Origin of the sequence: Paraburkholderia sp. A1BS-2L, from assembly GCF_051125205.1 — a bacterium.
Taxonomy (GTDB): Bacteria; Pseudomonadota; Gammaproteobacteria; order Burkholderiales; family Burkholderiaceae; genus Paraburkholderia.
In genome coordinates this window covers 140358-153867 of the sequence record NZ_CP120429.1, presented here as the reverse complement: position 1 = coordinate 153867, position 13510 = coordinate 140358, and the positions used below count along the sequence as shown (strand labels likewise).

10 protein-coding genes are annotated in these 13510 nt (G+C 65.7%); 5 read left to right on the top strand and 5 right to left on the bottom strand.

Translation table 11 applies throughout. The annotated features are described in order from the left end of the window. Positions 1 to 10 precede the first annotated feature (10 nt). Positions 11 to 865: an ABC transporter permease gene (locus P5W98_RS15475; RefSeq protein ID WP_421079593.1), complete on the bottom strand. Its 855-nt coding sequence runs from the start codon at positions 863 to 865 to the stop codon at positions 11 to 13. A gap of 480 nt (positions 866 to 1345) precedes the next feature. Between P5W98_RS15475 and P5W98_RS15470 the strand changes: the two genes are divergently transcribed. From P5W98_RS15470 to P5W98_RS15450, 5 genes are all read left to right on the top strand, one after another. Next, positions 1346 to 2920: a PLP-dependent aminotransferase family protein gene (locus P5W98_RS15470; protein WP_421025424.1), complete on the top strand. Its 1575-nt coding sequence runs from the start codon at positions 1346 to 1348 to the stop codon at positions 2918 to 2920. Between the two features lie 155 nt (positions 2921 to 3075). Then, entirely contained in the window at positions 3076 to 3480 is a 405-nt protein-coding gene (locus tag P5W98_RS15465) for a nuclear transport factor 2 family protein (RefSeq protein WP_421025425.1), read from the top strand. Positions 3481 to 3628: 148 nt separating this feature from the next. Then, positions 3629 to 5440 (top strand): sulfoacetaldehyde acetyltransferase, encoded by a 1812-nt coding sequence (xsc, locus tag P5W98_RS15460; RefSeq protein ID WP_421025426.1) that lies wholly within the window; start codon positions 3629 to 3631, stop codon positions 5438 to 5440. A 91-nt stretch (positions 5441 to 5531) separates the two neighbouring features. Next, the gene (pta, locus tag P5W98_RS15455) at positions 5532 to 6581 is read left to right on the top strand and encodes a phosphate acetyltransferase (protein ID WP_421025427.1); all 1050 of its coding nucleotides are present in this window, start codon (positions 5532 to 5534) and stop codon (positions 6579 to 6581) included. Then, positions 6578 to 7339, top strand: coding sequence for a sulfite exporter TauE/SafE family protein (locus tag P5W98_RS15450; RefSeq protein ID WP_421025428.1), 762 nt, complete (start codon positions 6578 to 6580; stop codon positions 7337 to 7339). The genes pta and P5W98_RS15450 overlap by 4 nt, the downstream gene beginning before the upstream one ends. A gap of 71 nt (positions 7340 to 7410) precedes the next feature. Here the strand turns inward: P5W98_RS15450 and P5W98_RS15445 are convergent, their stop codons facing one another. From P5W98_RS15445 to P5W98_RS15430, 4 genes are all read right to left on the bottom strand, one after another. Next, positions 7411 to 9153: a cobaltochelatase CobT-related protein gene (locus P5W98_RS15445; RefSeq protein ID WP_421025429.1), complete on the bottom strand. Its 1743-nt coding sequence runs from the start codon at positions 9151 to 9153 to the stop codon at positions 7411 to 7413. Then, a complete protein-coding gene (locus P5W98_RS15440; protein ID WP_421025430.1) occupies positions 9150 to 10136 on the bottom strand; it encodes an AAA family ATPase in 987 nt (328 codons plus the stop codon). Before P5W98_RS15440 ends, P5W98_RS15445 begins: the two co-directional genes overlap by 4 nt. Before the next feature lie 47 nt (positions 10137 to 10183). Beyond that, positions 10184 to 11644 (bottom strand): amino acid permease, encoded by a 1461-nt coding sequence (locus P5W98_RS15435; RefSeq protein ID WP_421025431.1) that lies wholly within the window; start codon positions 11642 to 11644, stop codon positions 10184 to 10186. Between the two features lie 177 nt (positions 11645 to 11821). Next, entirely contained in the window at positions 11822 to 13237 is a 1416-nt protein-coding gene (locus tag P5W98_RS15430) for an NAD(P)/FAD-dependent oxidoreductase (RefSeq protein WP_434718527.1), read from the bottom strand. Positions 13238 to 13510: the final 273 nt, after the last annotated feature.

The following is a 13510-nucleotide window of genomic DNA, read 5'->3' as shown; positions in this document are numbered from 1 at the left end:
GATGACCCGATCAGTTATGTCCGCGCCAGGGAACGACTATGTTTTCGATCTTGCGAATCGCCAGCTCCATGGCATACCCGATCAACCCGATGATCACGATGCCGACGATCACGATGGCAACCTGCAAGGCTTGTCCTGCGAACTGCACGAGCCAACCCAGCCCGCTGCTCGCCGCGATCAGTTCCGCGGCCACGAGACAGGTCCACGCCACGCCGATGCCCACACGCATCGCGGTGAAGATTTCCGGCATGGCCGAGGGCAGCACGACCTTGCGGAAGATTTGCGCGTTGGTCGCGCCGAGCGTGCGCGCCACCGAGATGCGCAGCGCCGGCGTGCTTTTCACGCCCGACATGGTGCCGATGATGATGACCGGAATGGTGCCGACCAGAATGAGAATGGCCTTGGGCAATTCGCCGATGCCGAACCACACCACCAGCAGCGGGATATAGGCAAGCGGCGGAACCGGCCGGATGAACTGCAGCAGCGGGTCGATGATGTCGAATACGATCTTGTTTCGCGACATCAGCAGGCCAACGGGAACGCCGATCACAATCGCGCCGACAAAACCCACAACGATGCGCAAGCAACTAACCAGGATGTCGCTGATGAGCGACTGTCCGCCGTAGCCGTTATGGATGATGTCGACGAAGGCTTGCCACACCGCCACCGGCGAAGGGAGCGCAAAGGACGGAAAAATGCCTGCTTTCGATACCGCCTGCCAAAGCACGACGCAGATCGCGAGAACGGCGGTCGTCAGCCACCAGGAATTGAACTTGCCGTGGCCGCGGCGTATCTTGATCACCGGCTCGATTGGCGAGTCGACGGGATGCTTCATCATTTTCGTCAGTCTGGGTAAGGCTTTCACCGCCGTCTCCTCAAGTTGAAATGCAATGAGCTCGCCGCGGAACGCTTTTATGTTTCACCACGCTTGTTGTTAGCGTCTCGCCCGTTGAACCAAGGATTCTCAATCAATAAAACGGCGGGTAGTACCACGCGGGAAGATCCGATGGAGCCAGTGCCAGATGAGCCTGGCACCATGGATTCCTTCGATGATTCGGACGGCGTGCGCAAACCGCGCGCCCGCTCGCCGTTCTGCGCTCGCGCTGCGTCGCAGCAGCGGCAAGCGCTCGCCCGCACCCGTGAGGGTTCTCCCGAAGGCCGGTGAGGCAGGTTCATCGCGAACCGTCGCTCCGAAATTCACCTAATCGACTCGGGAGGCCCCTATTGAATATTGTGGGCCGATAATGGCCGAATGTCAGGTCGATTTATCGGCTTTGCAAACCGGCGATCGAACTTTCGGACTTTCACCGCCCTCTCACCGCCCTCACCCATCACAGGAGCAAGCATGCCGACCCGCACCCCGTCCGCCCTTTGGGCCCAGCAGTTCCGACGGTCACCGGAGTCGAAAACAAGTCTGCAGCACCAGATTCGCGAGATGCTGGTGGCCTCCATCCTCGACGGACAACTGCCGCCCGACGCCGCGCTGCCGTCGAGCCGCGAACTGGCCGAGCAGCTTGGCGTCGCCCGCAACACTGTCGTGCTCGCCTATCAGATGCTCGTCGAGGAAGGCTATCTGGTCTCGCGCGAGCGCAGCGGCCACTTCGTCAACCCCGCCATGCTGGAAGGCCTGCACGGCGTGACGGTGCAAAAGCAGGCTCAGGAGCGCGTGCAGCAGCGGGAGCAGCAGCGCGCGGATCAAGCCGTCGCGGCCGAGCCGCATGGCGCGGCGTCGCCCTTCGCACCGGTCTGGAAATCGCGCATCCAGCGCCCGCCCTCGGCCCAGCGCAACATCGTCAAACCCGCCAATTGGCAGAACTATGCATATCCGTTCATTTACGGGCAGTTCGATCAATCGCTGTTTCCCACCAACGACTGGCGCGAGTGCTGCCTGAAGGCGCTATCGATCATGGAGATCCGCAACTGGGCGCCCGACCTGATCGAACGCGACGACGAGTCGTTGATCCAGCAGATCCGCACCCGTGTGCTGCCGCGGCGCGGCGTGTTCGCGATGCCCGACGAAATCATCATTACGAATGGCTGCCAGCAGGCGCTCTACCTCGTCGCCGATTTGCTGTTCGGGAAAAACACCACGGTCGGCTTCGAGAATCCGGGATATCCCGATGCCCGCAACATCTTCGTGAACCGCAAGGCGAATCTGCTCGAACTGCCGATAGACGCCGAAGGGATCGATCCGGTGCGCCTCGCCGACTCGCTCGCGCGCTGCGATTACGTGTTCGTGACGCCGAGCCACCAGTGCCCGACCACAGCCACCATGCCCATCGAGCGCCGCCGCGCGCTGCTCGAGCTCGCCCAGCAGCACGACTTCGTCATCATCGAAGACGACTACGAGAGCGAGAACACCTTCTCCGGCACGCCGCATCCGGCCTTGAAGAGCCTCGACACGGCGGATCGCGTGATCTACGTCGGCAGCCTTTCGAAGACCTTCGCGCCCGGCCTGCGTCTGGGCTACGTGGTCGGCCCGCCCGAGCTCGTGCGCGAGCTGCGCGCGCTGCGCCGCCTGATGGTGCGTCACCCGGTGGCCTATATCCAGCGCGCGTTCGCGACCTTCCTCGCGCTCGGGCATCACGACGCGCTGCTGCGCCGGCTCGCCCATGCCTACAAGGAGCGGGCGCGCGCGCTGATGGCGGCGCTCGATACGCATTTACCCGAGGTGCGCTACGTGCCGGTCGGCGGCGGCGCGTCGTGCTGGGTGCAAGGCCCGCCCTGGCTCGACTCCGCGCGCCTCGCCGACGATGCGCGCGAGGCCGGCATCCTGATCGAGCCCGGCGGCGTGTTCTTCGCCGACGACGCCGAACACAGCCCTTGGTTCCGCATGGGCTTCTCCGCCATCGAGCTCGACAAGATCGAACCCGGTGTGCGCGCGCTCGCGCAAGTCGTGCGTCTGCAGCGTCCCGCCTGAGCGTCCCCGCCGCGGCCCTGAGCGGCCCGCATGCTGGCCCAGGCGAAAGATTCGCACTGGTGCTACCGCACTCGATGAGCAAACCTTAACGTGTCGATATACGGTGCCACGCACGACTTCTCGTGCACGGCGCCGGCTTCCAACTGGAGACACGTATGGCAGATACGCTCAGCGCCCAATCCACCGTCACGGCCGACACGCTCGCCGCCTTTTCCGATGCCTTCAACCGTCATGACGCCAATGCGCTGATGGAATTCATGACCGAAGACTGCGTATTCGACGCGGCTGGCGGCCCCGAAGTCTACGGCACCCGCTTCGTTGGACGCGAAGCGGTGCGCGCCGCCTTCGAAGCCGTCTTTCGCACCTTTCCCGACGCCCACTGGGGCGCGGGACGCCACTACGTCGCGGGCGATCGCGGCGTGTCCGAATGGGTGTTCACGGGCACGCACGCTGAAGGCTGGCGCATCGAAGCCGAAGGCTGCGATCTCTTCGAGTTCCGCGACGGACGCATTGCCGTGAAGCGCGCGTTCCGCAAGGAACGCCCGAAGCAACCGGCGTGAGCCCACGCAGCGGCACCAGGCGTTTTGAAACGAAACGTTCCATTTCATTTCAGATTCATCCATCGAGCACAGATTTCCTTGACCCTCACGGGGCGCCGAATAGCATCGAATACACGGCATCCCGTCAAACGACAACCGGAGACAGTTGATGAGCGAAAAGACCTCGACCCAGGCGGCCAGCGGCCCGCAGGACATGACCCCGTCCGAAGCCTTTGTTGAAACCATGGCGGCCAATGGCGTGACCGACATGTTCGGCATCATGGGCTCCGCCTTCATGGACGCGATGGACATCTTCGCGCCCGCCGGCATCCGCCTCATTCCCGTCGTTCACGAGCAGGGCGCGGCTCACATGGCCGACGGCTACTCGCGCGTGTCGGGCCGTCACGGCGTCGTGATCGGCCAGAACGGCCCCGGCATCAGCAATTGCGTGACCGCCATCGCGGCGGCTTACTGGGCCCATAGCCCGGTCGTGATCGTCACGCCCGAGGCGGGCACGATGGGCATCGGCCTCGGCGGCTTCCAGGAAGCGAATCAACTGCCGATGTTCCAGGAGTTCACGAAGTACCAGGGCCACGTGACCCACCCCGCGCGCATGGCCGAATACACGGCGCGCTGCTTCGACCGGGCAATGTCCGAAATGGGCCCGACCCAGCTGAACATTCCGCGCGATTACTTCTACGGCAAGATCAAGGCCGAGATTCCGCAGCCGCGCCGCCTCGACCGCGGCCCCGGCGGCGACGAAAGCCTCAACGAAGCGGCCGATCTGATCGCCAGCGCCAAGTTCCCGGTCATCATCTCGGGCGGCGGCGTCGTGATGGGCGACGCAGTCGAGGAGTGCAAGGCGCTCGCCGAACGCCTCGGCGCGCCGGTCGTGAACAGCTACCTGCACAACGATTCGTTCCCGGCCAACCATCCGCTCTGGTGCGGCCCGCTCGGCTACCAGGGGTCGAAGGCCGCCATGAAGCTGATTTCGCGCGCCGACGTGGTGATCGCGCTGGGCTCGCGGCTCGGACCGTTCGGCACGCTGCCGCAACATGGTATGGACTACTGGCCAAAAGACGCGAAGATCATCCAGATCGACGCCGATCACAAGATGCTCGGCCTCGTGAAGAAGATCTCGGTGGGCATTTGCGGCGACGCCAAGGCGGCCGCGCAGGCGCTCACCGAGCGTCTCGCGAATCGCACCCTCGTGAGCGACGCCACGCGCGGCGAACGCGCCGACCAGATCGCCAGCGAAAAGGCCGCGTGGGAAAAAGAACTCGATTCGTGGACCCACGAGCGCGACGCCTACAGCCTCGACATGATCGAAGAGCAGAAGCACGAGCGCACGCCCACGGGCGGCGAGTATCTGCACCCGCGCCAGGTGCTGCGCGAGCTGGAAAAGGCGATGCCCGAGGACGTCATGGTGTCCACCGACATCGGCAACATCAATTCGGTCTCCAACAGCTACCTGCGCTTCAACAAGCCGCGCAGCTTCTTCGCGGCGATGAGCTGGGGCAATTGCGGCTACGCGTTCCCGACTATCATCGGCGCGAAGGTTGCCGCGCCCCACCGCCCCGCGGTCTCGTATGCGGGCGACGGCGCATGGGGCATGAGCCTGATGGAAACGCTCACCTGCGTGCGCCACAACATTCCGGTGACGGCCGTGGTGTTCCATAACCGCCAGTGGGGCGCGGAAAAGAAGAACCAGGTCGACTTCTACGACCGCCGCTTCGTGGCGGGCGAGCTCGAAAGCCCGAGCTTCGCCGGCATCGCGAAGGCGATGGGCGCGGAAGGCATCGTGGTGGACAAGCTGGAGGACGTGGGCCCGGCGCTCAAGCGCGCGATCGATCTGCAGATGAATCACGGCAAGACGACCATCGTCGAGATCATGTGCACGCGCGAGCTCGGCGATCCGTTCCGCCGCGACGCGCTCTCGAAGCCCGTGCGCCTGCTCGACAAGTACAAGGACTTCGTCTAAGCGGCAAAGTAGCGGCCCGCGCGCGCCCACCCGGCGCGCGCGGGTTTTTCGCATATGGACGTTGCGTTATTTATCTGAATCCCATGAAACCATGAAAGCCCTGAACCGCATCGTCGAAAGCGCCCGCCAGGCGCCCATGCGCATCGTGCTTTGCGAGGCCGAGGACGCGCGTGTGCTCGCCGCCGCGGCCCGGGCAAGCCAGGAAGGCATCGCGCGCATCATGCTCGTCGGCCAGCCGGACGCCATCCGCGCCGCCGCCGCGCGCGAGTCCATCGACCTTGGCGAGATCGCGCTGATCGACCCGCAAACCAGCGCCTGGCGCACCGCGTTCGCCGGCGAGCTCGTCGCGTTGCGCGGCGCCAAGGGCATGACGCCCGCGCTCGCATGGGAAGAGGCCGCCAAGCCCCTCGCCTTCGCCAATCTGATGGTGCGTCTCGGCCACGCGGATGGCTCGGTGGCCGGCGCCGTCCACACGAGCGCCGACGTGGTGCGCTCGGCCATCCAGCTGATCGGTGTCGAGCCTTCGTTCAAGCTCGTATCGAGCTTCTTCCTGATGATGCTGTGCGAGCCGTTTCACCGCTATAAAGGCGCGCTGATCTTCTCCGACTGCGCGCTCGTGGTGGACCCCGACGCGGCGCAGCTCGCCGAGATCGCGATGGCCGCCGCGGACAGCGCGCGCAGCCTGCTGATGGAGGAGCCGCGCGTCGCGATGCTGTCGTTCTCGACGAGCGGCAGCGCCCACCACGCGAGCGTGGACAAGGTGATCGAGGCGACCCGCCGCGTGCACGAGCAGCGCCCAACGCTGTGCGTGGACGGCGACGTGCAGCTCGATGCGGCGCTCGTGGCGGAGATCGCCGAGCGCAAGATCGAGCATTCGCAGTGCGGCGGTCACGCGAACGTGCTGGTGTTCCCGAATCTCGACGCGGGCAATATCGGCTACAAGCTCGCGGAGCGGCTGGGCGGCGCGAAGGCCATCGGCCCGCTGATGCAGGGTCTCAACCGGCCCGCCAACGACCTTTCGCGCGGCTGCTCGCCCGAAGACATTTATTATGTGATCGCCACCACGGCGGTCCAGGCACAAGCGGCCCAGGCGGCCCGCCCGCGCGCCGCCGCTCACTCGCAGGAACCACACGCAGCATGACGCATGAGAAGGTTTTGGCGCTGATCGCCGTGATCGGCGCCGCCAGTTATTTTCAGACAATTACCGGCTTCGGCCTCGGCATGATCGTGATGGGCGCCACCAGCGGCTTCAGCCTCGCGCCCATCGCCAGCATCGCCACCCTGATGAGTCTCGTCACGCTTGCCAACAGCGCGGCCGCGCTGCCCGGCAAGCTCCACCATATCGACTGGCGCGCCGTGGGCGCGGCGACGCTCGGCGTGCTGCCCTCGGTCGTGGTGGGCGTGCTGCTGCTCGATTATCTGAGCACGGCGGCTTCGGGCGTGCTGCAATTGCTGCTCGGCGCGGTCGTGCTGTATGGCGGCCTGAGCGCCGCGTTGCGGCCCGCGCCGCTCGCACAGCGTTCAGGAGACCGCAGCTTTTTCGTGAGCGGCGTATGCGGCGGTCTGTTGAGCGGCATGTTCGGCGTCTCGGGGCCGCCGCTCATCTTCCAGTTTTATCGCCAGCCGCTCAAGCTGATCGAGATTCGCTGCGCGCTGATCGTGATTTTCACGGTGACGTCGCTCACGCGCGTGCTGTTCAGCGCCTGGGAAGGCGCGCTGCCCGTCTCGATCTGCATCGAGGCCGCGCTGGCCGCGCCGGTCGTCATGCTGATGACGGTCGCGGCGCGCCACTACCCGCCTCCGCTCTCCTCCATCGCGATGCGCAGGCTCGCGTTCGGTGTGCTGATGGTGATTGGCGCATCGCTCGTGCTTTGCGCGATGAGGGAAATGGTCGGCTGAATCGGACCTGATCGGACCCAATCGGACCCAATCGGACCGAATATCAGCAGAGCAAGTGTCATACCGAAGTGTCAGACCGAGTGGGCCGCCTGGCAGCGCCCGATCCATCGCGCAAGACCGATCAGCCGCGCCATGTCGAGCGCCTCGCCCGAGTCGATTGCTACGCAGTACGAGTAGTACGGGCTGAGATCCAGCCCCACGCCCAGTCCGATCACATCGACGTCGCGCATGGCCTCGTGCTTCGCCACTACTTCTTTCAGGTGATTGTCCAGGTAGAAGGCGTCGTTCATTTGCGCCGTGGCCGTGTCCATCGGGCTGCCGTCCGAGACCACCACGAGAATGCGGCGCGCCTCGGTGCGGCTCGCGAGCCGCGCGCATGCCCATTCGACGGCCTCGCCGTCCACGCCCTCGCGAAACAGGTCCGCCTTGAGCAGCGCGGCGATGGCCGGGCGCGCGCGGCGCCAGCTTTGGTCGGCGGATTTGAACACCATGTGGCAGGTCTCGTTCAGGCGTCCCGGATGCGGCGGCCGCCCGTTGGCGAGCCAGTCCGCCCGCGCGCGCCCGCCGTTCCAGGCCTGCGTCGTGAAGCCGAGCACCTCGGTGGCGATGCCCGCCTGCTCGCACGCGCGTGCGAGCAGATCGGCCATCATCGCGACCGGCTCGATATGCGCCTTCATGGACCCCGAGCAATCGATCAGGAAGCCCACCACGCAATCGCTGCGCGGCTCGAAGCGCTCCTGTTTGAACACGCGCCGCTCGGCCGGCGAGCTGACGACTTGCGCAAGGCGCCGGCCGTCGATGCGGCCGTCTTCCTCGCCGAACAGCCAGCCGTCGCGCTGCGGCACCGCAATCGCCATCTGCAGCACGCGCGCGAGCCGCGCGACGTTGATGTTGCAAGCGGCGATGCGCCCGTCGAGCCGCTCGCGATACTCGCGCAGCAGCGCCTCGCGGACGTGCGCCGCGGGGCGGATCTCGCGGTCGTACTGCGTGGTGTAGGCGCGATAGCCGTCCGTCGCATCGGCCAGCACGCGGCTCGTGCCGGTGGTCGCGAGCGCGGGCAGCTCGACGCTGGTTTCGTCGAAGTCGACCCAGAGCGAGAACGACGTCAATGCGTCGTCGGGCGCGCGGGCTTCGCTGTCGTCGTCCTGGGCGCGCGCCGCGCGCGCGTCGTCGAGCATCGACGCGATGCGCCGCGCCAGTTCCAGCGCATGCACTGCGTAGGCGCGCTGGTCGGCGCGGTTCGCGCGCAGCCCGGCAAGCTGGACGCCGATCGCCGGCACGATGCCGGCACGCGTCGCCTCGATCAGATCCTCGGTGTCTTCGAGCACGGGCCAGCCAGTCACGCGCGACCACACGATCTGCGCGACCGTATAGAGCAGGATGCCGAGGTGGCCCTCGCTCATGCCTGAGCGGCACCAGGCGCGCGACCACGTTTCGAAGCGGTGCCGCAGGTTCTGCGCGAGCCCCGGCATGCCCGGCGGCAGGCATGCCTCGCAGCGCACCTGCTCGAATAGCTCGAACAACAGGCGCTCGATGGCGTCCTCGGGACACAGCGCCCGGTGCAGCGCGGCATCGGAATGGAGCAGCCGCAGCGCGGCGGCGTCGGCCGCGCCGCGCTGCGAGGGGAAATCGTCCTGGTAGGCGTTGCTGCGCAGATGCGGGGCATGCAGCGCAAGCGGCCGCAATTCGCGGCACAGCCGGCCGCCGCGATAGTGGAGCGCGGCGTCGCCGGTGAGCGCGCGCACGGCGGCCGCGCAGAGCGCCTCGTGCCGCAGCGCGGCGCGCACGGCTTCGGGCGTGGGTGCGGTCGTCACGTGCGCGGCTCCGGCTCGTCGCCACCCGCGCCGCCGAGTTCGACATCGAAGCAGCGCTGGTAGTACTCGGCCACGACGGGCCGTTCCGCCTCATCGCACTTGTTCAGGAAGGTGAGCCGGAAGGCCAGCGCGGGATCGCGGAAAATCTGGCAGTTCTCGGCCCAGTCGATGACCGTGCGCGGCGACATCAGCGTGGAAAGATCGCCGCTCGCGAATCCCTTGCGTGTGAGCGCCGCCATGCTGATCATCGAATCGACGAGTTGCCGGCCGGCCTCATCGGCCATTTCCGGCACGCGCGCGAGCACGATGCCGGCCTCCTCCTCGCGCGGCAGGTAATTGAGCGTGGCGACCACGTTCCAGCGATCCATCTGCGCGTGATTGAGCATCTGCGTGCCGTGATAGAGGCCGTTGAGATTGCCGAGGCCAACCGTGTTGGTCGTCGCGAACAGGCGGAAGTGCGGATGCGGACGGATCACGCGATTCTGGTCGAGCAGCGTGAAGTTGCCGTCCCTCTCGAGAATGCGCTGGATGACGAACATCACATCGGGGCGGCCCGCGTCGTATTCGTCGAAGATCAGCGCCACCGGACGCTGCAGCGCCCACGGCACGATGCCCTCCTGAAACTCCGTGACCTGGCGGCCGTCGCGCACCACGATGGCGTCCTTGCCGACCAGATCGAGGCGGCTGATGTGGCCGTCGAGATTCACGCGCACGCACGGCCAGTTCAGGCGCGCCGCGACCTGCTCGATATGCGTGGACTTGCCCGTGCCGTGCAAGCCCTGCACCATCACGCGCCGGTTGCGCGTGAAGCCGGCCAGAATCGCGAGCGTGACCTCGGGGTTGAAACGGTAGGCTTCGTCGAGGTCGGGCACATGGGCGTCGCGTTCGCTGAACGCCGGCACCATCAGATTCGAATCGAAGCCGAAGCGCTCGCGCACCGACACGATGCGGTCCGGCCCTTCCATCGCGCGTTCCGTCGTCATGGTGTTCTCCCTTTCGTCTCGCTTGCGTTCCGGCTCATTCATCGGCCTCATTCGCCAAAGTTTCCAGCGCCGCCGGCATGCGACAACTTTGCAAAGCCCGCGCCGTAATCGAGTGCGCGCTCGCGCGCCCTTGCACGGCGATGCAGCCACGCATAGGTCACGAGCAGCACCGCGAGGCTCGCGACGCCGAGCCAGAGCGGCTTGCGCTGCTCGGGAATGAACGCCATCGCCACCAGAATTCCCACCATACCGATAATCGCGACCCACGTGAGGTACGGGAAGCACCACATCCGCACGCGCAGCTCGCCGACTGCCGCCGGATCGAGGCGCTTGCGCAGGCGCAGTTGCGACAAGGCGATCAGCAGATAAACAAAGATCGCGACCGTGCCATACGAGTTGACGAGAAACGCGAACACCGTATCGGGCGACACATACGACATCACGACCGAGATATAGCCGAACACGGTGCCGAGCAGGATTGCGCGCACCGGCACGCCGCGGCGGTTCACCTTGGCGAGCGCGGCGGGCGCATCGCCGTGGCGGGTCAGCGCGAACAGCATGCGCGAGGCCGCATAGAGTCCCGAGTTGAGCGCCGAAAGCACGGCGGTCAGCACGATCGCGTTCATGATGTTCGCGGCGGCCGGCAGGCCCATGACTTCGAGCGCGCTCACATAGGGCGTGGCCATGCGCGCCGAATTCCACGGCACGAGCGCGACCACCAGCAGCACGGAGCCCACGTAGAACACCAGCACGCGCGTGATGACCGAATTGGTGGCCTTCGCGACGGCCTTGGCCGGCTCGCGTGCTTCCGCTGCCGCAATCGTGACGATTTCCGCACCGAAGTAAAAACCCGTTGCCGCGACCGCGCCGCTCAATACTGGCCCGATGCCCTTCGGCATGAGGCCGCCATGACCGAGCAGCGTCGGCAGCACGGCGGTCGTGTGCAGCGACGCAGGCCACAGCCCGAGCACATAGAGCCCGCCAAGAAACAGGAAGACGATGATGGCCGCCACCTTGATCGAGGAGAACCAGAACTCGAACTCGCCGTAGCTGCCCACCGAGATCAGGTTCGTCGCGCTCAACAGAACGAGCAGCACGAGACTGATGATCCAGGCTGGCGCATCGGGTAGCCAGAACTGCACGAGCTTCGCGCCCGCCACCGCTTCTACGGCCACCACGATCACCCAGAAATACCAGTACATCCAGCCCGTGAGGAAGCCGGCGAGCTTGCCGGGACCGCGCCAGGTGGCGAACGCGAGCCGCGCATATTCGTAGAACGAGCCGACCGCGGGCATCGCGCAGGCCATTTCGCCAAGCATGCGCATCACCAGCACCACGAGGCCGCCGGTGATGAGGAACGAGAGCACGGCGGCGGGTCCGGTCTGCTGGATCACAACGCCGCTGCCAACGAACAGGCCCGCGCCGATGACCCCGCCTAGCGCGATCATCGTCATGTGGCGCTGCTTGAGGCCGCATTTCAGTTCCTGGTTATCCATAGAAGGTTGCATGTCGTCTCCTGAGATTCAACTCCGGGTTTGTATGAATACGGTGCGGCGCGCTTTGCGCGCCGCCCGGAGTGAGGTCATTCGGTGATTATTTGCTTCGCGATCCGAACGTAATTTCCGTGGATCGTCCGCAGATTGACGGCGTAGCCGCCGCTCGGGCCCGCTCTTCAGGCCCGCAGTTCAGGCTTTCTCGTCGCGCCTGAAGTACTGCAGATAAAGCATGCGCTGGCCGATGCGCCTGAACGGCGCGAACAGGTGGCCAGGCAGCGGCGTGGTGAAAATCGGCAAAGTTTGCTTCGCGCCCTTGCCCGCGATGCGCTCGGCCAGCCGCCGCCCCGCCTGCTGCGAATATGACACGCCATTGCCGCCGTAGCCGAGTGCGTAAAACACCGATTGCCGGGGATCGGGCTGGCACACACGGGGCATCATGTCGTGGCTCACGTCGACCCAGCCCCACCACGAGTAGTCGATGTCCACGCCGCGCAGCGCCGGGAATTTGCGCGCCATGCCTTCCTTGAGCAGATCGAGATGGCGCGGATTCGGCGCGTCCTCGCCGGTGATCGCGCTGCGGCTGCCGATTTGCAGCCGGCGATCGGGCAGGAAGCGATAGTAAAAGCGCAGCGTGCGCGTGTCCGTGAGCACCTGGGTCGTGCGGAAATTGCAGGCCGCGATCTCGGCATCGGTGAGCACGCGCGTGACCATCGAGTTCGAGAGGATCGGCATGATCTTGCTATGCAGCGTGGGATGCAGCGTCTGCGCCGTGTACGCGCCGGTCGCGATGCCCACCGCGCGCGCCCGCACGATGCCGCCCGGCGTGCGCAGATGATGCACGCCGTTGATGGTCTCCCACCCCATCACCGGACTGCTCGTGTGGACTCTGGCGCCCGCTGCGCGCGCGAGGCGCAGATAGCCGAACGCGAGCTTCAGTGCATGGATGCCGATCCCTTCGGGCTCGTGCAGCGCGCCGGCCGCCTCATGGTCGTTGATGAATTCGCGGCGGAAGGTTTCGGCGCTCAGCAGCTCCGACGGGTAGCCGAACACGTCCTTCCACACCTTCGCCTCGGCGGCGAGCTTGGCCATGATGCGGGGCCGGTGCGCGATCAGGAAGTGGCCGCCCGGCTGCGGATCGCAGTCGATTTCAGAGACCAGTTGCTTGAAGTGATCGAAGCCCTGCTGGATCTCGTCGTGCATTTTCAGCGCGACGTCCTTGCCCCAGCGCTCGATCCATTGCGAGCGCGAGAGGCGTCCCGAGGCATTCTGCCCCTGTCCGCCGTTGCGGCTGCTGCAGCCCCAACTGGTGCGGTTCGCTTCCAGCACGACGGCCTTGATGCCGTGCTCGCGCGCGAGGCACAGCGCGGTGGCGAGCCCCGTATACCCCGCGCCGATGATCGCGACGTCCACGTCGAGATCCTTGGTGACCGGGCCGTCGTCGGGCGGCGGGCTGCCGGCGGTCGCGACCCAGTAGGTCGGCGCATAGTCCTTGCCGATGCCCGGGCCTGGCGACACGAGCGGGTCGTAAGTGGGGTCGTACTTGGTAGAAGCGGCGTTCCGCGCAGCAAAGCCGGATACCGCGGGATCGACGGTGCTGTATCCCATGATCAACCCTCCACAATTTTCGTGAAGACGGTTGCGAGAGCGGGTGCTGCCGACTGCGTGTTCGTCATGCTTGTCTCCTGTCTTCATTTTTCGCTCTGTTGGAAAAATTCTAGGCAGACGCGCATGGCGCAGGTAGAGCCAGTGGTCCAGTATCGCCTGGTACAGCGCGTGAAAACCGCAGGGCGTATTCGGGTAATCCGCTAGATAACCGCGTGAACTTTCCGTCGATACTGAAAAAGGCGGCAAAACTCGAACAATTCGTTTCATTTCCGC

Coding starts and splice junctions, on each gene's coding strand:
- P5W98_RS15470 (WP_421025424.1), top strand. CDS start 1,346: ATGCCGACCCGCACCCCGTCCGCCCTTTGGGCCCAGCAGTTCCGACGG.
- P5W98_RS15465 (WP_421025425.1), top strand. CDS start 3,076: ATGGCAGATACGCTCAGCGCCCAATCCACCGTCACGGCCGACACGCTC.
- xsc (WP_421025426.1), top strand. CDS start 3,629: ATGAGCGAAAAGACCTCGACCCAGGCGGCCAGCGGCCCGCAGGACATG.
- pta (WP_421025427.1), top strand. CDS start 5,532: ATGAAAGCCCTGAACCGCATCGTCGAAAGCGCCCGCCAGGCGCCCATG.
- P5W98_RS15450 (WP_421025428.1), top strand. CDS start 6,578: ATGACGCATGAGAAGGTTTTGGCGCTGATCGCCGTGATCGGCGCCGCC.
- P5W98_RS15440 (WP_421025430.1), bottom strand. CDS start 10,136: ATGACGACGGAACGCGCGATGGAAGGGCCGGACCGCATCGTGTCGGTG.
- P5W98_RS15435 (WP_421025431.1), bottom strand. CDS start 11,644: ATGCAACCTTCTATGGATAACCAGGAACTGAAATGCGGCCTCAAGCAG.
- P5W98_RS15430 (WP_434718527.1), bottom strand. CDS start 13,237: ATGGGATACAGCACCGTCGATCCCGCGGTATCCGGCTTTGCTGCGCGG.